The organism is Microbispora sp. NPDC046973, from assembly GCF_040644495.1.
In the GTDB taxonomy this organism is placed as follows: domain Bacteria; phylum Actinomycetota; class Actinomycetes; order Streptosporangiales; family Streptosporangiaceae; genus Microbispora.
In genome coordinates, this window is sequence record NZ_JBEYWQ010000030.1 from 32,770 (window position 1) to 58,720 (window position 25,951).

Genomic DNA, 25,951 nt, shown 5'->3' on the forward strand with positions numbered 1-25,951 from the left:
CGGTACGCCGGGATGGCGGCCGGCTGAGGACCGGCACGACCCGCCGCGCCCCGCCTCGTGAAAACAGGGCGGGGACACGGCGGAGCCGTCAGGGCTTCGTCGTGTCCGGCGCGGCGCGGCGGGCGTCGAACTCCTCGTCCGGGATGACCAGCTCGCTGCCGGCAAGACCGGCCTCGCCGGAGACCGCGGCGAGCTCGGAGCCGAGCGACTCGTGGGCGGCGGCGCGGTGCCTGCGGCCGGCGCGGTCGGTCAGCAGCGACGACAGGGCGGCCACCAGGCACGCGGCCACGGCGAACCAGAAGGCGATGACCAGGCCCTGGTGGAAGGGGCCCGCGATGAGGTGCGGGAAGAACTCCTTGCTCGTCAGGTGGGCGCCGCCGTCGGGCAGCCGGTCCAGGATGCCGCCGAGGAGCTGCCGGAACGGGTTGTATCCGAGGAACGCCGCGAACAGCACCGCGATCGGCGGCAGCTGGGCGATGCCCTCGGCCTGCGCGGCCGGCACGCCCTGGGCCACCAGCTCGTCGTGCATGGTGTGCGGCAGCGACTGCGACAGGCCCGCGATCATCAGGCTGAAGAACACACCGATGGACAGGACCATCGAGGAGTTCTGGAAGGTGGCCGTCATCCCCGCGCCGACGCCGCGGGACTCCGCCGGGACCGAGTTCATGATCTCCGCCCGGTTGGGCGAGGAGAACAGGCCGGACCCGACGCCGTTGATCAAGATGAGCAGCGCGAAGACGCCGTAGCCGAAGTCCGTCGGCAGGGTCATCAGGGCGTAGAAGCTGGCGGCGGTGACCAGCGCGCCGCCGACCGTGAACATCCGCGGCCCGAACCGGTCCGACAGCCAGCCGGAGACCGGCGCCGACAGCAGGAAGCCCACGGTCAGCGGGATCATGTAGATGCCCGCCCACAGGGGCGTCTCCTCGAAGCTGTAGCCGTGCAGCGGCAGCCAGATGCCCTGCAGCCAGATGATCAGCATGAACTGCAGGCCGCCGCGTCCGAGTGCGGTCAGCAGGCTGGCGACGTTGCCCGCGAGAAAGGCGCGGTTGCGGAACAGCGCGAGCCGGAACAGCGGCTCGTCCACCCTGGTCTCGATCCAGGCGAACAGCGCGAGCAGCAGGACGCCCCCGCCGAGCGCGGCGATCACCCAGGGGTTGCCCCAGCCCATCACGCCGGTCCCGTACGGCTGGATGCCGTAGGTGATGCCGACCAGCAGCGCGATGAGCCCGACGGCGAAGGTGGCGTTGCCCCACCAGTCCATCCGCGCCCTGCGCCGCACGCCGTTGTCCTTGAGCTTGACGTACGCCCAGATGGTGCCGAAGACGCCGAACGGCACGGAGACCAGGAAGATCGCCTTCCAGTTCACCGGGGCGAGGACCCCGCCGATGACCAGGCCGAGGAAGGAGCCCGCGATGGCGGCGATCGAGTTGATGCCGAGCGCGGTGCCACGCTGGCGCACGGGGAAGGCGTCGGTCAGGATCGCGGTGGAGTTGGCGAACAGCAGCGCGCCGCCGATGCCCTGCACGATCCGCCAGCCGATCAGCCACATCGCCCCGGCGTCGCCGTCCGTCCAGGTCAGCGACAGCATGATCGAGCACAGGCTGAAGACCGCGAACCCGAGGTTGTACACGCGGACCCGGCCGAACATGTCGCCCAGGCGGCCGAACATCACCACCAGCACGGCCGTGACGACCATGAAGCCCATCATCATCCACAGCAGGTAGCCCGTGTTGCCGGGGTCGAGCGGGTTCAGGTGGATGCCGCGGAAGACGTCGGGAAGGGCGATCAGCACGATGGACTGGTTGATCGTCACCATCAGGACGCCGAGGGTGGTGTTGGACAGCGCGATCCATTTGTACCGCGAGGACGGCGCCGGCTGCGGCGACGCCCCCGCCAGGGACTGGTTCGCTACGGCCACGGAGTGGTTCCCCTCCTCTTGGTCCGTACAGCGCACGGCCTGTTTCCGCGCAGCGCGCGACGGACGGACAGTTAGTTAGCGCAACTAAATTACCCCGATCGGGTGACAACGATGTTTCGCGGGCATGCGCGACGAAGGCCCGATGGGGCCCTTAAACGGATTTGCGCGTTATCTGGCCTGATGAGGAACGACGCGAGGAGACGGCGTCAGGACGTGAGCGCCCCGGCGATCACGTCGGCGAGGCTGTCCACCACCGTGTCGCGGTCGAGCCCGGGGTTCTCCAGCCACCAGTCGCCGATCGCCTGCACCATGCCGACGAACGCGTGGCCGAGCACCCGGGCGCGCACCGGGTCGGCGACGCCCTCCTCCGCGAGCGCCGCGCCCAGCTCCTCGCCGACGCTGCGCACGATGGCGGCCATCTGCGTGCGGGTGCGGCTGTCCTCGGCGCTGGCCCGGTGGAACAGGAAGCGGTAGAGGTTGGGGTTGGCCGAGATGGTCTCCAGATACGCCTCGATGGCGCCCCGGGCGCGGACCCGGGGGTCGGACATGGCCCTGGCGAACTCCGGGCGCAGCAGGTCGATCACGACGCGCGTGTGGCGTTCCGCGAGCGCCTGGTAAAGGCCGCTCTTGTCGCCGAAGTGCCGGTAGAGGATCGGCTTGGTGATCCCCGCCTCCGCCGCGATCGCGGCCATCGACGCCTGCGGGCCCTCTCTGCGGATCACCCGGTCGGCCGCGTCGAGCAGGTCCCTGCGCCGCTCCGGGCTCCGGCCGCCTGTCGTGGTCTCTCCCGTCGTGAGCCCCGTCATGAGCACAGCATAGGTGCCGATTCCGCGTCGCCTGGATCAAGACCGGGCCCTATGGGCGATCACTCCGGTAATGTGCCGGACGCGGGATTTCTGACCCGGATTTTCCGGGCGGAATTCCCCGCTGAACGGTTCCGCCGGGTCCTCTGGAGGTGCGGGGTGGGCGAGGCGGGCGGGCCGCTGGTGCCGGGTTACGAGGTGCTCGGGATCCTGGGCCAGGGAGGCTTCGGGGTCGTCTACCGGGCCAGGCAGCTCGCGGTGGGCCGCGAGGTCGCGCTCAAGGTCGACAACCGCGTGCTCGTCTCCGACCGCGACCGGCGCAGGTTCATGCGCGAGGTGACGTCCGCCGGCGCGCTGTCCGGCCATCCGCACGTGGCCGACGTCTACGACGCGGGCGTGCTGCCCGACGGCCGGCCGTACATGGTGCTGGAGCTGTGCCCGAACGGGTCGCTGGCCGACCGGCTGCGCGACGCCGGCCCGCTCGGCCCCCGCGAGGTGCGGGACATCGGCATCAAGATCGCCGACGCGCTGGCCGCCGCCCACGCCGTGGGCGTCCTCCACCGCGACGTCAAGCCCGCCAACATCCTGGTCAATTCGTACGGCATGGTCGCCCTGTCGGACTTCGGGCTGGCCACGATGCCGGGGCAGGGCGGCGCGGCCCGGAGCGAGGTGTCGGTCACGCGCGAGTCGCTCACGCCCGCCTACGCGCCGCCGGAGGCGTTCGACCTCACCGAGCCCACGGCCGCCGGGGACGTCTACGCGCTCGCGGCCACGTTGTACGCCCTGCTCCAGGGCAGGCCCCCGCGTTTCCCCGACAGCGGTGTGGTGAACATCGCGGCCATCATGGCACTGCACCGGCAGCCGATCCCCGACATCCCCGGCGTGCCCGCCGCGCTCACCGCCGTCCTGCGCCACGGCATGGAGACCGATCCGGCCCAGCGGATCCGGACGGCCGCCGAACTGAGGGACGCGCTCGCCGCCCTGGCGCCGGACGGCTCCGCCGCAGGGAATCATCCGCATCCCGCCGCGTCCGGGGAGCCGGGCGGCGTCCAGGGGTGGGGCGTCCCGTCCCCTTCAGGGCCCATCCCGGCCCCCTCCTGGCCGGGGGCGGCCGGACGGCCGGTCGAGACCCCCGCCCCCGCCGCGCCGGGCCACGCGCTCACCGGCCCGGCCGGAGGATCGTTCGCGAGCGGTCACGACCTGCGCCGCGCGGCGACCGCGCCGAACGCGGCGCCGGGCCCGCGGCCAGGCGGGCACCGGCCATCCGATCATCGGCCATCCGACCACCGGCCGCAGGGCCCCCGACAAGGGTCCGCTCCCCCGCCCCCGCCGCGCACCGGCATGTCCCGGCAGTCGATCGTGTTCGCCGTGATCGCCGCCGTCTTCGCCCTGCTGCTCACGGCCGGGATCGCGGCGCTGACGCTGGGAGACGGCGACCAGGGGACACGGCCTCCCACCGTCCCCGCCTCCACGTCCGGCCTCGGCGCGGACCACGGCGGACCGCACCGAACGGGCGCCTTCTCCTGACCGCCGGTGACCGCCCTTAGGCGAGGAGGCGGGGGCCTCGGACGGGCGAAGACCTCAGGCGGGTGGCGGCTCCGGAGGCTTGCGCGTCCGCCTCGGCTTCGGCGCCGTGGCCTGCTCCTGCCGCGGCCCCTCGGCCGCCCGCGCGCCGCGCGCCGCCGCAGCGCCCGCCTTCGCCGCCCTCCGCGGCTTCGCGGGTTTTGCCTGCTCTGCGCGCTCTGCGCGCCCTGTGGGTTCTGTGGGCTTTCCCCGCCTCGTGGGCTTTCCGGGCTGAGCCGTGCCCGGCTCGGGCGGGGCCGCCAGAGCGCCGTACTCGGCCAGCGAGTCGCGCAGGTAGTCGATGAGGTCCCACACGTCGGGCACCATGTCGCGGTCGGTGACGATGCCGAAGCCGAGCCTGCCGTCGTAGGAGAACACCGTGATGTTGATCCCCCCGCTGACGTCCGTGATCACCGACATCGGGTAGAGCGCGGTGACCCGCGCCCCGCACACGTAGAGCGGCGTCTGGGGCCCCGGCACATTGGAGACCAGCAGGTTCATGGCGGGTGCCGCACGCGAGGCGATCCGGAAGGCGGACCTGGCCGCCAGCGCGCTCAGCGCGGCCGGCATCGCCTGGCTGAACTCCAGGAGCCAGGCCGCCGGCGCCGCGGCGAGGCGTTCCTTCAGCAGCCGCGTCGAGTGGTTGACCGTCATGAGCCGGTCGCGCGGGTCGGCCACGTCCGTCGGCAGGGAGGTCATCGTCAGCATGACCTCGTTGGCGGCCGAGCCGTTGGCGGCCTGCCCCCGGGTGGAGACCGGGATCCCGGCGACGAGCGGCTGACGGGGCAGCTCGTCGCGCTTGGCCAGCCAGCGGCGCAGCGCCGTGGCGCACATCGCCATGACGACGTCGTTCACGGTGACGCCGAAGGCGTTCTTGATCCGCTTGACCTCGTCCAGGGGCAGCTGGCCGAACGCGAACCGGCGGTGCCGCGAGATCGGCCCGGAGAACGGCGTGCGCGGCACCACCATGCGGGGCAGCTCGGGCAGGGGCTCGGCGTCCCCGCCGCCGATGCCGCGGACGAACCGCGAGACCAGCCCCGCCCCCGGAAGCTGGGCCACGAACGGCACCTCGTCCAGCCGCGGCACCGCCTCGGCGATGAAGCGGAGCAGGGCGAACGGGTTGTCCAGCAGCCGGGCGACGCCCCTGATCACCATCTCGACCGCGTCGGGGGCCCGCTGCGGCTCGGCCGCGGCCTCCGGTGCGGGAACGGCGGCCGGCTCGGGCTCGAAGTCCATCACGGCGGCCAGCACCTCGGCCCCGGTGACGCCGTCGACGGCGGAGTGGTGGACCTTGGTGTAGATCGCCACCCGGCCCCCGGCCAGGCCGTGGATCAGGTAGATCTCCCACAGCGGCCGCCCCCGGTCGAGCCGCGTGCCGTGCAGCCGGGCGACCTGCTCGGCGAGCTTGTGGTCGTCGCCGGGAGGAGGCAGCGCCAGGTCCCGTACGTGGTAGTCGAAGTCGACCTCGCGGTCCTCCGCCCAGTAGGGATGGTCGAGCCCGAAGGGCACCTCGACCAGCCGCCTGCGCAGCGGCGGCGCGAGATGGAGCCGCCGTTTGAGCAGCCCGATCAGGTCCTCGCGGGTCAGCGCGCCGCCGGGCCTGCCGGAGGGGTCGAGAATCGTGAGCGCCGCGATGTGCGCGAGGTTGGTGCCCGTCTCGAAGTTGAGGAACTGCGCGTCGAAGGCGCTGACTTGCTCTGCCATGCCTACTCACGTGCCCCGAAACACCGGGGTCGGACCGCCGGCAAACAGGGTGTTTCACATGCTCAGTGCCGGTGGTCGGCGTCGGGCTGGGCCGGGTCGGCCGGATGCTCGTGCCCCGGCGTGAGCACCACCGAGTCGGCGTGCCGTGCGTCGAGCCACCGGGCGAAGGCCCGCACCCCGCTCTCCTCGGCCAGCTCCGCGCGGATCCGCTCCCGCACGGCCGCGTACGGCTCCCGCCGCGCCGCCTCGATCCGCTCGACCACCAGGGTCCAGGGGCCGCCGGGGCCCTGCACGGGCCCCACCGTCTCACCTTCCCGGGCGGCGAAGACCGCGTCCTCGATCGGCCCGGCGATCTCCCCGCGCCGGACCGGCCCGAACGGCCGGACCCAGCGTGTCTCCGGAGTGGCGAACCGGTCGAGGTTGCGCCGGTAGTAGTCGCGCACCTCGTCCTCCGAAGGCTCGCTCCCGGCCGCGAGCGCCGAGCGAATCGCTCGCGCCGCCGGTGACGCCGCAAGCACCGCCGCCGCGACTCCTCCGGTGCGCAGCGCGCCCGCCAGTGTGAGCACAGCCGGGGGCGCGACGGCCATCGTGCCGGACGCTCCGGCCGTGTCATCCGCCGCGTCACCCGCCGCGTCACCCGCCGTGTCCGGCCGCGCCGGACGGCTGGACCGCCGGCCGAGCCCTGCCGATGTGAGCGGCTCCGGCGCCGGCCCGAGCCGGGCCGCCTCTTGGGCGACAAGCGTCTCGGCCACCATCACCTGAACCAACCAGCGGCGCAGGTTGCGTCCCTGCGCGGTGTCCGCGCCGGGCAGCCGGGCCGCCAGCGGCCCGCTCCGCAGCAGGCGGAGCCGGCGGTCGACCTCGGCGACCGTGATCACCTCCTCCCCCACTACCGCCGCGATCACGCCGCCGTCCGCGAAACCGCCGCCCGACGGGGAGACACCCCTGGTCACGCGGACACCTCGGGACACACCGCGTGAAGACGGCATCGGCTGCGGGCGCCCCAGGACGGGACGTGGGCGCGGGCGGCGCCGGACGTGGGTGCGGCGGCGCCGGGCAGGGCAGCGTCCGGGCCGGTCACGGCTCGACCTCCACTTCGATCGTGTCGGTGTAGTGCAGCCACCCCGCGCAGGCGATCTTCACGAGCGCCCACCAGCGCCCAGGGCGAGCGCCCGGCGGCACGCGTACCGGGAAACGCACCTCCGCCTCGTCCTCGGGCGGCACCACGGCCCCGCCGTTCCACTCGGGAAACATCTCGAACGTCTGCCACGGGCTGACGAGCTGCGCCTGCGCGGAGACCGGCGACCGCGCCTCGGACCGCAGCCGGACCACGACCTCCGCCCGGCCGCCGGGCCTCAGCCGCAGGTGGGGCGGGTGGCCGAGACCCTCCAGCGACACCTCAAGCCCCGGCGACCGCCGCCCGCCCTCGCCCGGCCGGAACACGTGCAGCCGGGTCACGTCCTCGTACGCCTGGCCGCCGAACTCGGTGCGCGCGGTGAGCAGATGGAGGCCGCCATCGGCGCCGGGGGGCGGCGTGAGCCGCACCGGCACGGTGGCATGGCCTCCCGGAGGCAGCACGTACGGCCGGACGGCCGGCGCCACCGACCAGCCGTCGGGGGCGGTGAGCGTGACCACGCCCTCCGCCCGGTCCTCGGTGAGGCTGGAGGCGATGGTCAGGGTCAGGTCCACCGGCCCCGCGACGTCCAGGTCGGGCGGGGACAGGTGCACGGCGACCGGCAGGTCGCCCATCGGCGCGGGCCCGGTGTTGTTCAGCCAGTAGCGCGTGTGGACCGGCTGGTGCGGCTCGGTCTCCGGCGCCTCCGGCACGGTCTCACCGGCCGCCACCCTGTCACCCGCCCCAACGCCGCCCGCCCCAACGCCGCTTGTCCTCGCGACGCCCGTCTCGGGAGCGCTCGGCCGCTCCCCCGCCGCGTCCCCGGGCGGCCCGGGACGGAGCGGGGCGACGAGCGTGACGATCTCCATGCCGTCGAGCGTGCCGGGGGCGTCCCCGGTGACGTTCTCCAGAAGGTCGGCCCGCCCCCACGATCCCAGAGGCAGCGTCGTGGCGATCGACAGCGGGACGGTCCGGCCGCCGGCCTCGTACACGCGGGCGGTCAGCGCGGTCACCGGACCGGGCGTCCGGCCCGAGGCGATCGGGTTTCCTGCCGCCTTGAGCGCGGTGAGGACCAGGCCGGGCCCGGTCTCCAGGAACGACCGCGACTCGCCCGCAGGCCCGTCCTCGCCCACCGTCGCCGCCAGCGGATGGTTGACGTCGTGGCCGAGCCGCACGAGATCGGCCGCGCGCCAGTCGCCGGGGGCGGCCACCAGGGAGCACTCGAACGTGTGGGTCCAGTGCTGAAGCTGGAAGCCGGAGCCGTCGGGCGCGGTGCGGCGCGGCGGGTCGATCCACACGCCGGACGGCCAGCCGGTGCACGACCGCATCAGCGACACGTGCAACGCCCCCGACGGATCGACCGCGAAGCCCGGGACGCCGCGGTTCACCAGCCCGACCGTGTAGTCGTCGAGAACCGCGTCGGCAGGCTCGGCATCCGTCACCACCTCCACGGCAGCGTCGGCGAGGTCCTCGATCAGCTCCCCGACCGCGCCCTCGCCGCAGACCACGAGCACCGGAAGATCGCGGGAACCGGTGAGGTCCGCGCCCGGCACCCAGACCTTCTCCAGCGGCTCGTCGGCGGGCACCCACAGGCGGGCCCGGCCCTCGGCGTCGAGACGCGCGCGCAGCTCCGCGGCCTCCGCGTCGTCCAGCAGCGCCGCGACGAACGGGTTCTCCTCGGGCGTGCCGACCGCGATGCGCACGTCGGGCAGGTTGGAGTCCACGGCGAGGTTGCCGTAGCGCGGGCCGGGCCCGGTGGAGCACGTCGAGGTCACGCCCTGCCGTACGAGCGCCACGGCGAGGTCTCTCAGGTCGTCGGCCGCCGCGTCCGGCGGCGCGATGATCTCGGCGACGCCGACGGCCCGCGCGCCGAATGGGCGTCCGGCGGGCGAGCGCAGCACGACGCGGGCCGTGGACGACAGCGCGAACCAGTTGTGCGCGGGGTTGTCCAGCGTCCACGGGTGCTCCGCGGAGTCCACGTCGATCAGGCCGAACCCCCGGCCGACGACGGCGCCGGCGACCTCGCTGACCGGCAGCGCCCCCGGCACCCGAACCGGCCAGCGCAGCCGGAGCAGCACGTCGGAGCCGTGGAACTCGTCCACGTGGGTGGTGAGGTCCACCCGCGGCAGCCCGTGCCAGAGCGTGATCTCCTGCGTGTAGGCGACCGGGCCGACCCTGCCGACGACGACGATCCGCCGGCCCGCAGGGCACTCGGCGACGGCGACCTCCGCGGGGGCCGCGGCCGAGCCGCTCACCCCGCCGCTCGGCACCAGGTGCCAGGGGCCCTCGCCGAATCGGGGGTGCGCCGGGTGCTCGTCGTAGACGAGCAGTTCGTTGCCCACGCGGTCCTGCTGCAGCAGCTCGCGGCCCTCGACGGTGAGGCTCGACACCGTCCCGCCGCGCTCGGGGTCGACCTCCACGACGTGCGTGGCGTTCGCGACCCTGGTCCCCTCGCGTACGGCCCAGCCGATGGGGGCGGGGTCGGCGGTGGGCGCCAGCCGGAACGTGCGATACCCGAGCGCGGGCACGTCGTCGGCGACGAACACCGCGTCCACGGCCGCGAGGCTGCCGTCGGGGTGCCGCTCGGGATGCTCAAGCAGCAGACCGCGCGCGAGCGGGTCGAGCGCGACGCCGTACGCCCCCGGCTCGGGCAGCGTCAGCCGCACGCGGACGAGGTCGGTCCTGGGCCAGGAGGAGGGGTTCCAGACGGCGACGCCGGTCAGCCCCTCGCCGAGGCGGCGCAGCGACGCGTCGAGGACCCGCCCGCCCAGGTCGTACGCCTCCCGCCAGCCCGTCATCAGGTCGAGGTAGACCTGGTCGGACTCCGACCCGGTGATGCCGTCGTGGTGCGCGCCGTAGGCGATCTGGCGCCAGGCCTTGTCGAGGGCGGCGTGCGGGTAGGGCGCGCCGAAGGTCGCCGCCGCGACGGCGGCGAACTTCTCGGCGTCGGCGAGCCGCGTCTCGGCGTGGCGCTGCGCCTGCTTGGTGTCGATGTACGACACGTCCTTGCCGGTGTAGACGGGGTTCATGTCCCGCGTCTGCGGCGTCAGGCGGACGCCCTCGTCCCGCACGGCGGCGAAGAACTCCCTCGGCAGCCCGCAGACGAACCGGGGCGAGACGTAGCGCCGGTTCCAGTCACGCTGGATCTCCATGACCCACTTGTTGGGCGGGGTGTAGTCGGTGCCGACGGGCAGCAGCACGTTGCGGGTCGCGGCGACCTTCTTGAGCAGGGTGAACAGTTCGTAGACGGCGGCCTCGGCCTGCTCCAGGGTCGGCGCGGAGTCCATCCACCACCCGGCGCTGTAGTGGGCCGGCATGTAGTGGGTCGTGACCCCGCGCCCCGACGGCGACAGCCACTCGAACTCCGAGGGGAACTGCATGACCGACGGGTCGCCCCAGCCGCCGCGGGCGAGCATGGGCCCCCACTGGTGATAGGGCCCGCGCGCCCACGAGCTGGAGGTCAGCCCCGCCTCGGCGATCAGCCCGGGAAACTGCGGGTCGTGCCCGAACGCGTCGAGCTGCCAGGCCGTCGCCGGATCGCCGCCGAGCACGTCGCGCTGGAAGCCGATCCCGTGGACGATGTTGCGGATCGTCGCCTCGGGACCGGTCAGGTTGGTGTTCGGCTCGTTGTACGTGCCGCCCATGATCTCCAGCCGGCCCTCCGTGAGCAGGCGGCGCAGGTACGCCCGGTCCTCGGGGTGGGCGTTCCAGTACGGCTTGAGGTAGTCGACCTCGGCGAGCACGAACCTGTAACCGGGCTCCCTCCTCGCGGTGTCGAGGTGGAGCCGGACGAGGTCGAATCCCGCGTGCTGGAACTCCTGCCGGTTCGCCTGCGCCAGGCCGCCCGCGTGGTCCCAGGTGGCGGTGTAGGCGGCCTGGGTGTTCCACCAGACCGGGTCGTAGTGGAAGTGGGGGATCATCCAGACCGTCCACCCCGGCTCGGCCACGAGCAGTTCGCCCTCGGCCGTGCACCGCTCCCGGCCCGCGGCGGCCCGCACGGTGATCGGGACGCGCGCGCCCGGGACCGCGGCGGGCGCGGCCGCATCCACGGGCACCTCCACCACCGCCCGCGCCTCGACCACCGCGGGCGCCACCGTAGGCGCCTCGGCTGCCGTGCCGGGAGGCCGCCCGTCCGCCGTGCGCTCGCCCCGCACCCCGGGACCGGTGACCTCCACCACCGGGGACGCGCCGTCCGGCACCTCGTCGAGGACGACCCGGACCACCTGGCGCGGGGCTCCGCCGGTGGCCGTGCGGACGAACAGCTCGGTGGATTCGACGGCGGTGACGCGCATGCGCACCCCTAACTGCGGCTCCCCACGGCGGCCGCTGGGGGGGACAGGTGACGGTCGAGACATCCCCCGTCGGCGCCGGCCTCACCCCTGCGATCTCGGCGGGCCGCCCCGCTCCGGTACCGCTCCGGCCGCGCCGCGCCGTACGCTGATCACGATCAGCGCTCAGAGGTCCTGCCCGAGAGGAGACCGGACGGTGTCGGTGTGCGTGGCGATCCTGCGGGCCAAGCCCGAACACGCGGACGAGATGGAGGCGACGATCCGCGACATCGCCGCCGCCACCCGCGACGAGAAGGGCGCCCTGGCCTTCGTGCTCCACCGGCAGGGCCCGGACACGTTCATCATCTACGAGAAGTACGTGGACGAGGCCGCGCGCGAGGCCCACTTCGCGATGCCGTACGTCTCGGGTTTCGTGGCCCGGTTCGGAGAGCTGCTCGTCGCCGAGCCCCAGATCGAGTTCGCCGAGGAGCTGACCGGCTTCATCCGGTGAGGCGCGCCGCGGCGTCCCGGATGAGCCCGGAGGCGCCCTCGGTGACGGGCTCGCCGTGCCCGAAGCAGGCGATCTCGACGTCGAGAGCCGCCTGCCGTGCGAGCGAGGCGACGGCCGCGGGCGGGTCGGCGTTGAACACGCCGAGGATGACCTGCCCGTCGGGGGTGCGGGCGACGGTGTCGCCGGTGAACAGCACGCCCGGGCCGGGCAGGTGCACCGCGAGGCTGCCGGGGGTGTGACCGGGCACGGCCAGCACCCGCGCCCCGCCGCCGAAGTCCAGCGTGTCGCCGTCGACCAGCTCGCGGTCCACGCGTACGGGCGGCGCGGGCACGTGCGGCATGCCCTCGTGGACCCGGTCCCACAGCTCCCGCTCCCATCCGGACAGGATCGGCGGGGGTCCGGCCGCCTCGCCCCGGACGAAGGGCGCGTCGTCGCGGTGGGCGTACACGGTCACCTCACCCCAGGCGGCGATGTCGGCGGCCGAGCCGGTGTGGTCCTCGTGGAAGTGCGTCAGCACCAGGCGGCGTACGTCGGACGGCGAGTGCCCGAGCGAACGGACGGCGTCCTCGATGAGCGGCGCGGAGCCGGGAACCCCGGAGTCGATGAGGGTCAGCCCGTCAGGGTCGCGCCACAGGTAGACGTGCCCGACGGGAAAGCGCAGGAAATACAGGCTCGGGAGCAGTTCGACCAGATCCATGCGGCGACGTTAGGGCCGCCCGGCCGGCCACCGGGGCGATCTTCGCCCGCAGCGGATCCGCCCTGGGCGGAAGCCGGGCCGGTGTGAAACTTTCCTCGCCCACGGCTGGTGGCGAGTGTCCGGGAGTCACATCGTTTGACCCGAATTCCCGGCGATTCCTACGGTCGCGGGGGACATCGAGGAGGACGTGATGACATCCCGGCTGAGACCCGTCTGGATACCCGCGCTTGCCGCGCTGCTCGCCGTGGCGCTGGGCGCCGTCTTCGTCGCCGGTCGCGGGACGGCGCAGGCGGCGGACGCCCCCTACAAGGATCCGAGCCTTCCGGTGGCCGCGCGGGTGGACGACCTGCTGTCCAGGATGTCGCTCGACGACAAGGTCGGGCAGATGACGCAGGCCGACCGGTCGGCCCTCACGACGATCTCCGACGTGGCGACCTACCGGCTGGGCTCGATCCTGTCCGGCGGCGGCTCGGCACCCTCCCCGAACACCCCGTCGTCCTGGGCCGACATGTACGACAACTTCCAGCGGCAGGCGCTGTCCACCCCGCTCGGCATCCCGATGATCTACGGGATCGACGCCGTGCACGGGAACAACAACGTGGTCGGCGCCACGATCTTCCCGCACAACATCGGGCTCGGGGCGACCCGCGACCCCGATCTGGTGGAGCGGGTCGGGCGGGCGACGGCCGAGGAGGTGGCGGGCACCGGCATCGACTGGACCTTCGCCCCCTGCCTGTGCGTGGCCCGCAACGACCGCTGGGGCCGCACGTACGAGTCCTTCAGCGAGGATCCCCAGCTCGTCACCCAGATGACGACGATCGTCGACGGCTTCCAGAAGGCCGGGAACGCCTCCATCCTCGCCACCGCCAAGCACTACGTGGGTGACGGCGGCACCACGGGCGGCAGGGACCAGGGCAACACCGAGCTCAGCGAGGCCGACCTGCGGGCCATCCACCTCGCGCCGTTCAAGGCCGCCGTGCAGCGCGGGGTGGGCTCCGTCATGGTGTCCTACAGCTCCTGGAACGGCGTCAAGATGCACGGCAACAAGTACCTGCTCACCGACGTGCTCAAGGGCGAGCTGGGCTTCACGGGCTTCGTGGTCACCGACTGGGCGGGCATCGACCAGCTCGACGGCCAGACCGGCTTCACGGCGAGCGAGATCACCACGGCGATCAACGCGGGCGTCGACATGGTGATGGTGCCGACCGACTTCAAGAGGTTCGTCTCGCTGCTGAAGTCGGAGGTGCAGGCCGGCCGCATCGCCATGTCGCGGATCGACGACGCCAACCGGCGCATCCTCACCAAGAAGTTCGAGCTGGGGCTGTTCGAGAGGCCGCTGACCGACCGGTCCTACACCTCCACCGTGGGCAGCGCGGCGCACCGCGCCGTCGCCCGCGAGGCCGTGCGCAAGTCGCTGGTCCTGCTGAAGAACGCGGGCAACGTGCTCCCGCTCGGCAAGAGCGGTGGCAAGATCTTCGTGGCCGGCAAGAGCGCCGACGACATCGGCAACCAGAGCGGCGGCTGGACGATCAGCTGGCAGGGCTCGTCCGGGAACATCACGCAGGGGACCACGATTCTGCAGGGCATCCGCGACGCCGTCGGCTCGGGCACGCAGGTCACCTACAACCGCGACGGCAGCGGCATCGACTCCTCCTACCGCGCGGCGATCGCCGTCGTGGGCGAGACGCCGTACGCGGAGGGGCAGGGCGACCGGACCGGGTCGATGGGCCTCGACTCCACCGACCTGGCCACGCTGCAGCGGCTCAAGGCGTCCGGCGTGCCGCTGGTCGTGGTGCTCGTCTCCGGCCGGCCGCTGGACATCGCCGCTCAGGTCGACCAGTGGAACGCGCTGGTGGCGGCCTGGCTGCCGGGCACCGAGGGGCGCGGCGTGGCCGACGTGCTGTTCGGCGACTACGCCCCCACCGCGAAGCTGCCGATGACCTGGATGCGCAGCGCCGACCAGCAGCCGATCAACGCCGGGGACGGCAAGCAGGCGCTGTTCGAGTACGGCTTCGGGCTGACCTACACGGGCTCCAGCCCGTCTCCCTCCCCGTCCCCCTCGCCGTCCCCCAGTCCCTCGCCGAGCGCCAGCCCGTCGCCCTCGCCGTCGCCGGTCTCCGGCGGGTGCGTGGTGACGTACAAGGTGAACGACTGGGGCGGCGGGTTCACCGCCGACGTGACGATCACCAACAGGTCGTCGAGCCCGGTCAACGGCTGGCGGCTCCAGTGGACCTACGCCGGCAACCAGAAGGTCACCGGCTATTGGAACTCGACGATCACGCAGTCGGGCCAGCAGGTCACCGCGTCCAACGCCACCTGGAACGCGACCATCGGCGCGGGCGGCGGCACGGCGAGCTTCGGCTTCCAGGGGTCCTACAGCGGCGCCAACCCCGCCCCTGCCGCCTTCACCCTGAACGGAACGGCCTGCACGACCGGATGACCGTGTGCCGGAGGGGGCGGGGACCGGCCGTCTCGGCTCAGAACGCCTGGGCCAGCGCCACCCCCGCCCCCGCGGTGAACAGGACGATGCCGACCGCGAGGAAGATGCCCCCGAGGAGCGTTCCACTCCCGGCCGCGCTGTCGATGCGGATCCGCGTCGGCCTGGCCGGGTCGTACAGCACCGTGACCTCCTCACCCGGCCGCGCGGGCGGCGGGTTGCTCCCGTAGGTGGTCTCGGCCTCGACCTGCTGGCCGTACAGGGTGGTGAAGCGGATGGTCGGGTAGTACGAGACCCCGTCGTCGGACCGGCTCGCCCGCAGTCCTACGACCAGACCGCGGGTGCGCTGCGCCCGGCGGCGGAACTCCCTGGCGTTCATCAGGATGCCGCCGCCGATGAGACCGAAGACGAGCCCGAGACCCGAGAGAATCAGTGTGATGAGAGCGGTTTGTGACACGATCGGACCTTAGGGCCCGGCGCTTGCGATCGGCTTGCACCGTTCCCGAATCGCGACGCGCACGGATCAAGGGCGCATCCGCATGAGCGTCTCGGCCACGTCGACGACCGGCTCGCCGAGGTCGAAACGGCTGAACAGGTGGATCTGCTCGCCGGCGTCGATCTCCAGCAGCCGGGTCGTCAGGCCGTAGCGGCGGTGGGAGTCCACCCGGATGCGGTCCACGTCGTTCCAGGAGATGCGTTCCCGCCCGGAGAGCCCGGTGACGACCAGCCCGTCCACCCCCGCCGCCAGCCGCACCGGCGCGACCAGGTCGCGACCGGTCAGCAGGCCGAAGCCCAGGGTGGCGACGCCGGCGAGGAAGAGCTGCGCGCCGTCGCCGGCGACCGCCAGCACGCCGCACAGCACCGTGCCCACGGCCTTCAGCGCAACGATCGCGCGCGGCACCCGCCATTCGTGCCGCTGCTCCTCAACTCCCGCCATCGAGGCAGCGTAACGAATGCGAGGTCCTCTCGCGGCTCCTTCCCGGCCCTCACGCCGTGCGGCGGCGGCCCGGCCGCACGGCCGCCGCCCTCTCCCCGGTGGCGTCTCGTCCCGTGTCGTCTCGTCCTACGGCGTCTCGTCCTCCACGCGCATCGCCTGCTCCTCGGCCGTGTAGCCGCCGAGGTCCGGCCCCACATCCTCGGCGATCATGTCCTTCTCGGTGTCCACGCCCATGCCGCCGTCCGGGTCGACGAGCCGGCCGGCCTGGCCGGGCTCCTCGGTGCCGTACCTGCCGGGCTGGGCCGGGTCGGCGGTCGCGTCCACGTCGGGGACCTCACGGGACAGGCGCCCGCCGAGGGACTCGCCCTCGCGCATCTCGTTGGGCGTGGTGCCGTACTCGTCGAGACCCAGGGGCCGGTCGCCGGGCAGCGGCATCTCCTGCGGGTCCTCGGCCCACTGCTGCCCGGGGGTGCCCTCCTGCAGGTCCGGAATGCCTTCGTCCTCGAACCGCGAACGCGGGTCGGGCTGTGGTCTGTTGTCTCTCATACCGGCCCCATGCCCCGCCGAACGGCCCTTAGGCAGGTCAGGTGACGGGGACGATCTCGGCCCGCCGCAGCACGCCGCCCTCGACGTCGAGTATTCCGATGGTGCCGTGCGGCTGGCGGCGGCGGTCGCTGGGCGAGCCGGGGTTGAACACCCGCACTCCGTCGCCCGTCAGGTCCATGGGGATGTGCGAGTGGCCGAAGACGACCAGGTCGGCCTCGGGGAAGCGGCGCCGCATCCGCGCGGTCCGCCCTGCGGCCTGCCCGCTGTCGTGGATCATCGCCACCCGGAGCCCGCCGAGATCGAGTTCGAGCGTCTCCGGAGCGCCCCAGGACGCGACGTCCGGGCCGTCGTTGTTGCCGAGCACCGCGTGAACCGGAGCGTACGCGGACAGCTCCACCAGGACGTCCGCGGTGCAGACGTCGCCGGCGTGCAGGATCAGGTCCGCCCCCCGCAGGTGCCCGGCGACCGCGGGCGGGCAGGACTTCCAGCGCCGGGGAGCGTGGGTGTCCGCGAGCACGACGACCTTCACCGTCCCATCTTCCCCGCAAAGAAGAGGTGCCAAATCACATATTCGGGGAATAGGGATTCACGACCCGCACGACCCTCATGCCCTGCACCCCTACACCGGTCTCCCCCGGCCGGTCCCGCTCGGGAGGAACGATGAGCAGGCAGATCGCCGACGGCTACCAGGCGCCCACCCTGTCCGAGCTCGAGGCGCGCGTACGCGGGCTGGAGACTCAGGTCGCCCACCTGACCGAGCTGGTCAAGACGTTGTCCGGCCAGAGCAGGGAGAGCCGCTGACGGCGGCCCGTCCGACCGCGAGGCGCCCCGGACGACGGCGTCCCCGCCAGGAAAGACCTGACGGGGACGCAGACGCCGGCGTGGGCCTCGCTACGCGCGACGCGCGGAGGCGGCGGCGACGGCCCGGACCTGCAGGTCCGCGCCCCGGCCCGCGGTGCGCCCGTTCACGTGTCCGTCGACGGACGCGTTGACGGGCACCTCGACGAGCGCGTTCACAGGCGTTTTCGCGAAGCTGTCCGCGCCCGTGCCCGCGGGGGCGGGTGTCGCCCGCCCGTAGGACTCGCGCCCGGTGCTCACCGCCATCGCGCCCAGCCACACGAGGGTCGCGATCGCGATCAACACCACGGCTCCGAGCACCATCACCACCACCGCCGCCAGGGAGACCACGGCTCCCAGCAGCTCCACCATTGAGATTCCTCCAGAGGTCGACCCCGATTACGGCACTCCGGTGGCCGGCGGAAGATCACCTGCCACGTAGAGGAACGGAAATTGCCGATTATTGGTGCCTTGCCCCGTTTGGATGACTCTCATACCTTACTGATCGGCCAGCGGAGGCCGACCCATGGGCAGGCCGTCGAGCCTGCGCAGGATCACGCCCTCCCGCAGCGCCCACGGGCAGATCTCCAGCACCGGCAGCTCGAACAGGTCCATCGCGGCGTCCGCGACGACCGCGCCGGCGAGAAGCTGCGCGGCCCGCCCCGCGGACACGCCGGGAAGCTCCGCCCGTTGGGCCGCCGGCATCGTGGCCAGCCGCGCCGTCCACTCGACGAGGTCCTCGTGCGTCAGCGTCCGCTTGACGTACGGGCCCTCGCCGGACGACGCCGCGCCCGCGATCCGCGCGAGCTGGCGGAAGGTCTTGGACGTGGCGACCGCGTGGTCCGGCCTGCCATACCTGGCGACCGCCCCGACCGTCCGCGCGATCTCGGTGCGTACGTGCCGTCGCAGCGCGCGGACCTCCTCGGGATCGGGCGGGTCGGCGGTGAACCAGTCGCGGGTGAGCCGTCCCGCGCCGAGCGGGAGGGAGACGGCGACGTCGGGCTCCTCGTCGATCCCCGAGGCGATCTCCAGCGAGCCGCCCCCGATGTCGGCCACCAGCAGCCGCCCCGACGACCAGCCGAACCAGCGGCGCACGGCCAGGAACGTCAGCCTGGCCTCGTCGTCCCCCGACAGCACCTGGATGTCCACCCGGGTGTCGGCCTTGATCTGGGCCAGCACGTCCTCGCCGTTGGCCGCGTCGCGGACCGCCGAGGTGGCGAAGGCGACGAGGTCCTCCACGCCCTTGTCCTCCGCGATGCGGGCCGCTTCGCGCACGAAGGCCTCGAGCCGCGCCGCGCCCTCCTCGCTGAGCCTGTCGCCGTCGACGAGGTGCTCGGCCAGCCGCAGCTCCTCCTTGTGGGAGAAGGCGGGCAGAGGCCGGGCACCCTGATGCGCGTCCATCACCAGCAGGTGCACCGTGTTGGAACCGACGTCCAGGACTCCGAGTCGCATGCCCCCGACGCTACCGCCCGACGGGGAAAGATCCACCGCCCCTCCCGGACCCGGGCCCACATGGGCTCACTCCGGCGCGACGTCCACGAGCACCTTGCCGACCACGCCCGACTCGACCGCGTCGTGGGCCTCGGCCGTACGCTCCAGCGGGAAGTGGTGGAGGGGCAGCCCGGCCTCCTCCCCCGCCCGCAGCGCCCCCGCCGCGACCGCGGCGCGCACGTCCGCCACCGCGGCGTCCTTGGCCGCCTCGGGCACCGTGTAGACGAGCACGAACTGGTAGCGGATGTTGCGGCTGAACAGCTCCCGCACCGAAAGCGCGACCTCGTCTCCCCCGTTGTTCGCGTACACCGCGACGACCCCCTGCGGCGCGGTGACCGCCCTGTCCAGGGCGGCGTTCGGTCCCGGCGCGACCTCCACCACGATGTCGGCGCCCTCCGGGGCCACCGCGCGGATCTCCACCGCCGGATCCCCGACGCGGTAGTCGACCACGTGGTGGGCCCCCGCCGCCCGGGCCAGCGCCGCCTTCTCCGGCCCGCTGACCGTGGCCACCACGGTCGCCCCGGCCCAGCGCGCGAGCTGGATCGCCGCGTTGCCGACGGCCCCGGCCCCGCCGGCCACGAGGACGGTCCTGCCGTCGAGGGCCCCGGGGGCGAGCCGGTCCGGCCCGCCCTCGGCCACGGTCAGGCAGCGGTGCGCCGTCAGCGCGGGGATGCCGAGGCTCGCGCCGAGGTCGAGGGAGGCTCCGTCCGGCAGCGGCACGACCTGCCGCTCGGGCAGGACGACGTACTCCTGGGCGGTGCCGTCCGGCCGCCCCCAGGCGGCCTCCCACAGCCACACCCGATCTCCCCGGGTCACCGCCGTCACGCCGGGCCCGGTGGCGTCCACGATCCCGGCGCCGTCCTGGTTGGGCACGGCCTCCGGGTGGCTCAGCGCCCCGCGCCGCGCCTTCCAGTCGGTCGGGTTGACGCCCGACCGCACCACCCGCACGCGTACCTGTCCGGGCCCCGGCTCGGGCACCGGCCGCTCGGTCAGGCGCAGGACGCCGCTGTCACCGGTCTCGGAATACACGATCGCTCTCATATCGGCTCTAAGCCGCCGGGTCCATGACGCTATTCCGGTTCGGCCTTTTCCGCTCGGGTAGTTGCAGGCCGACCGGGCGAGGGGGTGCGGTGGGATGAGCGTCAGGCAGAGGTACGGGGGCCTTTCCGGCGGAAGGGCCGGTGACAGGCTCGGCGGCACGGGAGGCGGCTGGTCGAGGGACTGGTCGGGAAGCTGGGCCAGGGGCTGGGCCGGGGGCCGCTTCGGCCGGCACTTCGGACGCAGAGGCAGGCGCCTGCGGGCCACGGCCAGGGAGGCGTTCGGCTGGCAGCAGCTGCGCCCGGGCCAGCAGGAGGCGATGGAGCTCCTGCTCGCGGGGCGCGACGTGCTGCTGGTGATGCCGACCGGTGGCGGCAAGTCGGCGGTCTACCAGGTGCCCGGGTTGCTCCTGGAGGGCCCGACGGTCGTCGTCTCGCCGCTCATCGCCCTGCAGCGCGACCAGGTCATGGGCCTGCTGAAGGCGGGGGCCGCGGGCGCGGTGGCGGTCAACTCGGCCGGCTCGGTCGAGGCGGGGCTCGACCAGGTCACGGCGGGCGACGCCGAGTACGTGTTCCTGTCGCCGGAGCAGCTCGCCAAGCCCGAGGTGGTCGAGCGGCTGGCCCAGGCCCGGCCCTCACTGATCGCCGTGGACGAGGCGCACTGCGTGTCCGCCTGGGGCCACGACTTCCGGCCCGAGTACCTGCGGCTCGGCAAGGTCATCGAGCGGCTGGGCCATCCCCCGGTGATCGCTATGACGGCCACGGCCGCGCCGACCGTGCGCGAGGAGATCGTCGAGTCGCTCGGCCTGATCGGGGCGCAGCAGATCGTGCGGGGATTCGACCGGCCCAACCTGCACCTCGAGGTCCATCGGTTCACGAGCGACGACGACAAGCGCAGGGCCCTGGCCGACCACGCCGCCGGGCTGGACGGCGTGGGGCTGATCTACGTGGCGACGCGGCGCCAGGCCGAGGAGTACGCCGGACTGCTGCAGGAGCGGGGCCGCCGGGCCGAGGCGTACCACGCGGGGATGAAGGCGAAGGACCGCCGCCGCATCCACGAGCGGTTCCAGGACGACGACCTCGACACCGTCGTGGCGACGTCGGCGTTCGGGATGGGCATCGACAAGCACGACGTGCGCTACGTGCTGCACGCCGCGCCCCCCGAGTCGCTCGACGCGTACTACCAGGAGATCGGCCGGGCGGGCCGGGACGGCAACCCGGCCGACGCCGTGCTGTTCTACCGGCCCGAGGACCTGGGGCTGCGCAAGTTCTTCGCCGCGGGCCGCGCGGACGAGGCCCTGATGCGGCGGGTCGCGACGCTGGTGCACGAGCACGGCGGGGAGGTCGCCGCCGCCGACCTGCGCGAGCTCCTCGACATCGGGTCCGCCAGGCTGACCTCGCACGTCAACCTGCTGGAGCGGGCGGGCGCGGTCGAGGTCACCCACGGCGGCGGCCTGCGATACGCGCCGGACGGCCCGCCGCCGGACGAGGCCGCCGCCCGCGCGGTGGAGATCGACGATCTCCGGCACCGGATGGAGGACTCCCGGCTGGAGATGATGCGCGGCTACGCGGAGACCACCGGCTGCCGGCGCCGCTTCCTGCTGGAGTACTTCGGCGAGCCGTACGAGCGGTCGTGCGGCGACTGCGACACCTGCCGCTCGGGGACGGCGATCCCGCCGGAGACCGGCGACGGGCGCTTCCCCATGCACGCGGACGTACGGCACGCCGAATGGGGACACGGCATCGTGATGAGCCGGGAGCAGGACCGGATCACCGTGCTGTTCGACTCCGTGGGCTACAAGACGCTGGCGCTCGGCGTGGTCGACGAGCTGCTCGAAGTGGTCTGACGGATCACGAGAAGCACCCCGCCGGCTGGGCAATCATTACCGTTCGTGTCCTTGGCACCACTTGCAGTGGTTTCACCCTGTGTTGAGACTCGTAGGCGGAGGCCGTGAGTTCGGGGGTGGTACCGGTGCGGGAGGGAATCAGCACCAGGGAGACGTGGCCGTTCGAGTGCCTGCACTGCCTGCGGGTCTGGGAGGAGGAGTACGTCGTCCTCCGCACGCGCGACGAGCACGGCGACGACGTCGTCGTGTGGACCCGGGACGACGCGGCCGTCCAGCCGCCGTGGTCGGGGATGACCTGCCCCGGATGCGGCTGCGGGATCGTGACCACGTTTCCCATCGGCTATCTGGCCCACCATCCGGAGATCACGCTGGGCCGGCCCACGCCGCGGACCCCGCCCGGCGAGACGCCCGCGAGGGGCTGCCCCGCCCCGGTGACCACAGGCCTGGCCGAGCCCTGGTGAACGCCGCCGGCTCGGACGGCCCGGCGAGCTCCACCCGAGGCCGCTCGCGGTCCGGTGCGTGCCCGGCGGGCGTGGACAGCCGTGCCGCATCTCGCGAGGGGACCGGCCCTCGCCACCGAGCCCAGCCGTGTGCCGCGTCAGAACGCGCCGAGGCGCTCGGCTATCAGCATCGTTCCGGGTGCCCGCCGGCCTCCCGGGCCGGGCTTGGCGCTCAGGTCCTGCGACGTGATCTGGGTGCCGCACGCTCCACATGCGACGATGGGCGCGGCGTGATGGTCGCCGTGCTGGAATCGGATGGGCGGGCCGCCTTCGGGTGTCCGCCACCGGTCGCCCCACGCGGTCAGCGCCACCAGGATCGGTATGACCTGCTGCCCGGCTTCGGTCAAGGCATAACGGTCGCGGGGTGGACGTTCCTGGTAGCGCTCACGCCGCAGGATGCCGTTGCCGACCAGGCCGTTGAGTCGTTCGGTGAGCAGGTTCCGGCTTAAACCCAGGTCCTCCGCCAGCTCCGAGAACCGGTCGATACCCAGGTAGACGTCGCGCAGGATGAGCGGGGTCCACCAGTCCCCGACGACTTCCAGCGCGCGCGCCAGGGAACAGTGCATGTCGGCGAAGCTGGTTTGCCGCACGGCTCACACCCTTCCCGCGTCGGTGATGGGCGGTGCGACGGCCTCGGCGATTCCGTTCGAGCCCAGATGCTGGCACAGCCGCCACCAGCGCAGCGAGTCCTCGTGCACCTCGTACCAGGACACCCGCCCGAACCGCAGGCGTACGAACTGGACGAACACGTTCTCGTAGGGCTCGCCGAGCGGCGTGGTCGCCCGGACGGTGAACAGGCCGGCGATCCGGGTGTTCCATGGCGGCCCGTCGACGGCCACCTGCCGCAACTCGAACCGGGCATCGGGCAGGAGGCGGAACAGCCGGTCGAACCAGGCGGCCATCCCCGCCTGGGTGGTGCGCGTCCCGCCCAGGCTGGTGTCGCCCTGGAACGTCACCCGGAAGTCGGGGGCGAGCTGCTTGATGATCGCCTGATAGTCGTGGTCGTTCATGGACTGCCATGCACGCCGGTATTTGCGGCGGGCGATCATCCGGAACACAGCCCCTCCTCTGGTCAGTTCAATCCTGATACTAACTCTTCTGTTGTCCACAGGTGGAGCGAGGGGGCCCGGCGGATCCGGCAGAATGAGAGCCCCTCGGAGAGGGTGGACCCCGGAAGAAGGCGGATCAGGATCGTGACGACGTCCATTCAGCAGCGGATCGCCGAAGAGCTCGGCGTGCGCGAGAGTCAGGTCACCGCGGCCGTCGACCTGCTCGACGGCGGGGCGACGGTGCCGTTCATCGCCCGCTACCGCAAGGAGGCCACGGGCGCGCTCGACGACGCCCAGCTGCGCACGCTGGAGGAGCGGCTGCGCTACCTGCGCGAGCTGGAGGAGCGGCGGGCCGCGATCCTCGACTCGATCCGCTCCCAGGGCAAGCTCGACGAGGCCCTGGAAGCGCGGATCATGGAGGCCGATTCGAAGGCCCGGCTGGAGGACATCTACCTGCCCTTCAAGCCCAAGCGCCGCACGAAGGCGCAGATCGCCAGGGAGCTGGGGCTGGAGCCGCTGGCGGACGCGCTGCTCGCCGACCCGGCGCTGGATCCCCAGGCGACCGCGGAGGGGTACGTGCGCGAGGGCGTGGCCGACGCCGCCGCCGCGCTGGAGGGCGCCAGGGCCATCCTGGTCGAGCGCTTCGCGGAGGACGCCGACCTCATCGGCGACCTGCGGGAGCGGATGTGGTCCCGCGGGCGGCTGATCTCGCAGGTACGGGAGGACAAGCAGGAGTCCGGGGCCAAGTTCTCCGACTACTTCGACTTCTCCGAGCCCTTCACCCGCCTGCCCTCGCACCGCATCCTCGCGATGTTCCGGGGCGAGAAGGAGGAGGTGCTCACGCTCACCCTCGACCCTGAGGCCGAGGAGCCGAACGACTACGAGGCGCGGATCGCCCGGCGCTTCGGCATCGCCGACCTCGGCCGCCCGGCCGACAAGTGGCTGCTCGACACGGTGCGCTGGGCCTGGCGGACCCGCGTCCTCGTGCACCTGGGCATCGACCTGCGCACCCGGTTGTGGCAGGCGGCCGAGGAGGAGGCCGTGCGCGTGTTCGCGGCCAACCTGCGCGACCTGCTGCTGGCCGCACCCGCCGGGACGAGGCCGACCATGGGCCTCGACCCGGGGCTGCGCACCGGTGTGAAGGTCGCGGTCGTGGACGCCACCGGCAAGGTCGTGGCCACCGAGACCATCTACCCGCACGAGCCCAAGCGGCAGTGGGACCAGTCGCTCGCGGTGCTGGCCCGGCTGGCGACCGAGCACAAGGTGGAGCTGATCGCCATCGGCAACGGCACCGCGTCGCGGGAGACCGACAAGCTCGCCGGTGAGCTGGTCAAGCACATGCCGCACCTCACCAAGATCGTGGTCTCGGAGGCCGGGGCCTCGGTGTACTCCGCGTCGGCCTACGCCTCCCAGGAGCTGCCGGGCCTGGACGTCTCGCTGCGCGGCGCGGTGTCGATCGCACGGCGCCTGCAGGACCCGCTGGCCGAACTGGTCAAGATCGACCCCAAGTCCATCGGCGTCGGCCAGTACCAGCACGACGTGTCCGAGGTGAAGCTGTCGCGCTCACTCGACGCGGTGGTGGAGGACTGCGTGAACGCGGTGGGCGTGGACGTCAACACCGCGTCCGCCCCGCTGCTGACCCGCGTCTCCGGCATCGGCGCCGGACTGGCGGAGAACATCGTCGCGCACCGTGACGCCAACGGGCCGTTCCGCTCGCGGACCGGCCTGAAGGAGGTGCCGCGGCTCGGCCCGAAGGCGTTCGAGCAGTGCGCGGGCTTCCTGCGCATCCCCGGCGGCGACGACCCGCTCGACGCCTCCAGCGTGCACCCGGAGGCCTACCCGGTGGTGCGCCGCATCCTCGACTTCACCAAGAGCGACCTGCGCACCCTGATCGGCAACACCTCCGCGCTCCGCTCGCTGAGGCCGTCGGACTTCGTCGACGACACCTTCGGACTGCCGACCGTCACCGACATCCTCAAGGAACTGGAGAAGCCGGGCCGCGACCCCCGCCCGGCGTTCAAGACCGCCACGTTCAAGGAGGGCGTCGAGAAGCCGTCCGACCTGTCGCCCGGCATGATCCTTGAGGGCGTCGTCACCAACGTCGCCGCGTTCGGGGCGTTCGTCGACGTCGGCGTGCACCAGGACGGCCTGGTCCACGTGTCCGCGATGTCCAACTCGTTCGTGAAGGACCCGCGCGAGGTGGTCAAGCCCGGCGACATCGTCCGGGTCAAGGTGCTCGACGTGGACCTCCAGCGCAAGCGCATCTCGCTCACGCTGCGCCTGGAGGACGAGACCGCGGGCAACGGCCGCAGGGGCGGGCCGAACGGCGAGGCCCGCGACGACCGGCAGGGCGGCCGGCGTGGCCAGCCGCGCCAGAACCAGTCCCGTCAGAACGCGTCCCGTCAGAACCAGGGCGGCCAGAACCAGAACAGCAAGGGTGGCGGCTCGGGCCGCGGCAACGGCCGGGGCTCGGGCGGCGCGCCGCTCGGCGGGGCCATGGCCGAGGCCCTGCGCCGGGCCGGTCTGGCCGACCCCGGCTCCGGCGACCGCCGTTCCCGCTGACGCGCCCCACCCGATCCGCCGGCCTCTCGCGCCCGGCGCCCGCCTTCGGTGCGCCGGGACCGCGTCCGGCGACGGAAAATGCCCCGCGAGTCAGTGGACGCGGGGCACAGGGTTGATCAGGCACGATGGA

22 protein-coding genes are annotated in these 25,951 nt (G+C 72.9%); 7 read left to right on the forward strand and 15 right to left on the reverse strand.

Annotation, left to right across the window (positions count from 1 at the left end; genetic code table 11):
* Positions 1 to 88: 88 nt before the first annotated feature.
* Together ABZ860_RS35235 and ABZ860_RS35240 are read right to left on the reverse strand one after the other, a co-directional pair.
* Positions 89 to 1,918 (reverse strand): MFS transporter, encoded by a 1,830-nt coding sequence (locus ABZ860_RS35235; protein WP_357228850.1) that lies wholly within the window; start codon positions 1,916 to 1,918, stop codon positions 89 to 91.
* A gap of 206 nt (positions 1,919 to 2,124) precedes the next feature.
* On the reverse strand, positions 2,125 to 2,724 hold the full coding sequence (locus tag ABZ860_RS35240) for a TetR family transcriptional regulator (protein ID WP_357228852.1): 600 nt from the start codon (positions 2,722 to 2,724) through the stop codon (positions 2,125 to 2,127).
* Positions 2,725 to 2,880: 156 nt separating this feature from the next.
* On the opposite strand from ABZ860_RS35240, the gene ABZ860_RS35245 reads away from it, so the two are divergent.
* Complete coding sequence (locus ABZ860_RS35245; protein WP_357228854.1) at positions 2,881 to 4,248, forward strand: protein kinase; 1,368 nt, start codon at positions 2,881 to 2,883, stop codon at positions 4,246 to 4,248.
* Positions 4,249 to 4,302: 54 nt separating this feature from the next.
* Here ABZ860_RS35245 and ABZ860_RS35250 read toward each other — a convergent pair whose 3' ends face one another.
* From ABZ860_RS35250 to ABZ860_RS35260, 3 genes are all read right to left on the reverse strand, one after another.
* On the reverse strand, positions 4,303 to 5,988 hold the full coding sequence (locus ABZ860_RS35250) for a wax ester/triacylglycerol synthase family O-acyltransferase (RefSeq protein WP_357228856.1): 1,686 nt from the start codon (positions 5,986 to 5,988) through the stop codon (positions 4,303 to 4,305).
* Between the two features lie 62 nt (positions 5,989 to 6,050).
* Positions 6,051 to 6,941: a peptidylprolyl isomerase gene (locus tag ABZ860_RS35255; RefSeq protein ID WP_357228858.1), complete on the reverse strand. Its 891-nt coding sequence runs from the start codon at positions 6,939 to 6,941 to the stop codon at positions 6,051 to 6,053.
* A 124-nt stretch (positions 6,942 to 7,065) separates the two neighbouring features.
* Positions 7,066 to 11,394 carry an NEW3 domain-containing protein gene (locus ABZ860_RS35260; protein ID WP_357228861.1) on the reverse strand — a complete coding sequence of 1,443 codons (4,329 nt, stop codon included), beginning with the start codon at positions 11,392 to 11,394 and terminating at the stop codon, positions 7,066 to 7,068.
* A gap of 193 nt (positions 11,395 to 11,587) precedes the next feature.
* Between ABZ860_RS35260 and ABZ860_RS35265 the strand changes: the two genes are divergently transcribed.
* Entirely contained in the window at positions 11,588 to 11,881 is a 294-nt protein-coding gene (locus ABZ860_RS35265) for a putative quinol monooxygenase (RefSeq protein WP_357228863.1), read from the forward strand.
* On the opposite strand, the gene ABZ860_RS35270 is transcribed toward ABZ860_RS35265, so the two are convergent.
* Entirely contained in the window at positions 11,871 to 12,578 is a 708-nt protein-coding gene (locus tag ABZ860_RS35270; RefSeq protein ID WP_357228865.1) for an MBL fold metallo-hydrolase, read from the reverse strand. The two genes, ABZ860_RS35265 and ABZ860_RS35270, sit on opposite strands and share 11 nt — an antisense overlap.
* A 190-nt stretch (positions 12,579 to 12,768) precedes the next feature.
* On the opposite strand from ABZ860_RS35270, the gene ABZ860_RS35275 reads away from it, so the two are divergent.
* Positions 12,769 to 15,018 carry a glycoside hydrolase family 3 N-terminal domain-containing protein gene (locus ABZ860_RS35275; RefSeq protein ID WP_357228867.1) on the forward strand — a complete coding sequence of 750 codons (2,250 nt, stop codon included), beginning with the start codon at positions 12,769 to 12,771 and terminating at the stop codon, positions 15,016 to 15,018.
* Between the two features lie 37 nt (positions 15,019 to 15,055).
* On the opposite strand, the gene ABZ860_RS35280 is transcribed toward ABZ860_RS35275, so the two are convergent.
* The 4 genes from ABZ860_RS35280 to ABZ860_RS35295 form a co-directional block, all read right to left on the reverse strand.
* A complete protein-coding gene (locus tag ABZ860_RS35280) occupies positions 15,056 to 15,472 on the reverse strand; it encodes a DUF3592 domain-containing protein (RefSeq protein WP_357228870.1) in 417 nt (138 codons plus the stop codon).
* Between the two features lie 66 nt (positions 15,473 to 15,538).
* Positions 15,539 to 15,952, reverse strand: coding sequence for a PH domain-containing protein (locus tag ABZ860_RS35285; RefSeq protein WP_357228872.1), 414 nt, complete (start codon positions 15,950 to 15,952; stop codon positions 15,539 to 15,541).
* A gap of 126 nt (positions 15,953 to 16,078) precedes the next feature.
* Positions 16,079 to 16,498, reverse strand: a complete 420-nt coding sequence (locus tag ABZ860_RS35290; protein WP_357228874.1) for a DUF5709 domain-containing protein — start codon at positions 16,496 to 16,498, stop codon at positions 16,079 to 16,081.
* Positions 16,499 to 16,535: 37 nt separating this feature from the next.
* Positions 16,536 to 17,027, reverse strand: coding sequence for a metallophosphoesterase family protein (locus ABZ860_RS35295; protein WP_357228876.1), 492 nt, complete (start codon positions 17,025 to 17,027; stop codon positions 16,536 to 16,538).
* Positions 17,028 to 17,158: 131 nt separating this feature from the next.
* On the opposite strand from ABZ860_RS35295, the gene ABZ860_RS35300 reads away from it, so the two are divergent.
* On the forward strand, positions 17,159 to 17,299 hold the full coding sequence (locus ABZ860_RS35300) for a hypothetical protein (RefSeq protein WP_161628093.1): 141 nt from the start codon (positions 17,159 to 17,161) through the stop codon (positions 17,297 to 17,299).
* A gap of 90 nt (positions 17,300 to 17,389) precedes the next feature.
* Here ABZ860_RS35300 and ABZ860_RS35305 read toward each other — a convergent pair whose 3' ends face one another.
* From ABZ860_RS35305 to ABZ860_RS35315, 3 genes are all read right to left on the reverse strand, one after another.
* The gene (locus tag ABZ860_RS35305; protein WP_357228878.1) at positions 17,390 to 17,707 is read right to left on the reverse strand and encodes a hypothetical protein; all 318 of its coding nucleotides are present in this window, start codon (positions 17,705 to 17,707) and stop codon (positions 17,390 to 17,392) included.
* Between the two features lie 126 nt (positions 17,708 to 17,833).
* Positions 17,834 to 18,787 carry a Ppx/GppA phosphatase family protein gene (locus tag ABZ860_RS35310; RefSeq protein ID WP_357228880.1) on the reverse strand — a complete coding sequence of 318 codons (954 nt, stop codon included), beginning with the start codon at positions 18,785 to 18,787 and terminating at the stop codon, positions 17,834 to 17,836.
* Positions 18,788 to 18,853: 66 nt separating this feature from the next.
* On the reverse strand, positions 18,854 to 19,855 hold the full coding sequence (locus ABZ860_RS35315; protein WP_357228882.1) for an NADPH:quinone reductase: 1,002 nt from the start codon (positions 19,853 to 19,855) through the stop codon (positions 18,854 to 18,856).
* A gap of 106 nt (positions 19,856 to 19,961) precedes the next feature.
* Here ABZ860_RS35315 and ABZ860_RS35320 point away from each other — a divergent pair, with 106 nt between their 5' ends.
* Positions 19,962 to 21,710 (forward strand): ATP-dependent DNA helicase RecQ, encoded by a 1,749-nt coding sequence (locus ABZ860_RS35320; protein ID WP_357228885.1) that lies wholly within the window; start codon positions 19,962 to 19,964, stop codon positions 21,708 to 21,710.
* Between the two features lie 125 nt (positions 21,711 to 21,835).
* A complete protein-coding gene (locus ABZ860_RS35325) occupies positions 21,836 to 22,171 on the forward strand; it encodes a hypothetical protein (RefSeq protein WP_357228887.1) in 336 nt (111 codons plus the stop codon).
* 137 nt (positions 22,172 to 22,308) lie between these two features.
* On the opposite strand, the gene ABZ860_RS35330 is transcribed toward ABZ860_RS35325, so the two are convergent.
* The gene (locus ABZ860_RS35330; RefSeq protein WP_357228889.1) at positions 22,309 to 22,800 is read right to left on the reverse strand and encodes a helix-turn-helix domain-containing protein; all 492 of its coding nucleotides are present in this window, start codon (positions 22,798 to 22,800) and stop codon (positions 22,309 to 22,311) included.
* A gap of 3 nt (positions 22,801 to 22,803) precedes the next feature.
* Positions 22,804 to 23,259, reverse strand: a complete 456-nt coding sequence (locus ABZ860_RS35335; RefSeq protein ID WP_357228947.1) for a nuclear transport factor 2 family protein — start codon at positions 23,257 to 23,259, stop codon at positions 22,804 to 22,806.
* Positions 23,260 to 23,403: 144 nt separating this feature from the next.
* On the opposite strand from ABZ860_RS35335, the gene ABZ860_RS35340 reads away from it, so the two are divergent.
* Positions 23,404 to 25,821 carry a Tex family protein gene (locus ABZ860_RS35340; protein ID WP_357228891.1) on the forward strand — a complete coding sequence of 806 codons (2,418 nt, stop codon included), beginning with the start codon at positions 23,404 to 23,406 and terminating at the stop codon, positions 25,819 to 25,821.
* The last annotated feature ends 130 nt before the right edge of the window (positions 25,822 to 25,951 follow it).

Bases quoted from the DNA above. Each gene is read 5' to 3' on its own strand.
- ABZ860_RS35250 (WP_357228856.1), bottom strand. From the start codon at position 5,988: ATGGCAGAGCAAGTCAGCGCCTTCGACGCGCAGTTCCTCAACTTCGAG.
- ABZ860_RS35285 (WP_357228872.1), bottom strand. From the start codon at position 15,952: ATGGCGGGAGTTGAGGAGCAGCGGCACGAATGGCGGGTGCCGCGCGCG.
- ABZ860_RS35300 (WP_161628093.1), top strand. From the start codon at position 17,159: ATGAGCAGGCAGATCGCCGACGGCTACCAGGCGCCCACCCTGTCCGAG.
- ABZ860_RS35270 (WP_357228865.1), bottom strand. From the start codon at position 12,578: ATGGATCTGGTCGAACTGCTCCCGAGCCTGTATTTCCTGCGCTTTCCC.
- ABZ860_RS35305 (WP_357228878.1), bottom strand. From the start codon at position 17,707: ATGGTGGAGCTGCTGGGAGCCGTGGTCTCCCTGGCGGCGGTGGTGGTG.
- ABZ860_RS35240 (WP_357228852.1), bottom strand. From the start codon at position 2,724: ATGACGGGGCTCACGACGGGAGAGACCACGACAGGCGGCCGGAGCCCG.
- ABZ860_RS35275 (WP_357228867.1), top strand. From the start codon at position 12,769: ATGACATCCCGGCTGAGACCCGTCTGGATACCCGCGCTTGCCGCGCTG.
- ABZ860_RS35335 (WP_357228947.1), bottom strand. From the start codon at position 23,259: ATGATCGCCCGCCGCAAATACCGGCGTGCATGGCAGTCCATGAACGAC.
- ABZ860_RS35260 (WP_357228861.1), bottom strand. From the start codon at position 11,394: ATGCGCGTCACCGCCGTCGAATCCACCGAGCTGTTCGTCCGCACGGCC.
- ABZ860_RS35290 (WP_357228874.1), bottom strand. From the start codon at position 16,498: ATGAGAGACAACAGACCACAGCCCGACCCGCGTTCGCGGTTCGAGGAC.
- ABZ860_RS35320 (WP_357228885.1), top strand. From the start codon at position 19,962: ATGAGCGTCAGGCAGAGGTACGGGGGCCTTTCCGGCGGAAGGGCCGGT.
- ABZ860_RS35310 (WP_357228880.1), bottom strand. From the start codon at position 18,787: ATGCGACTCGGAGTCCTGGACGTCGGTTCCAACACGGTGCACCTGCTG.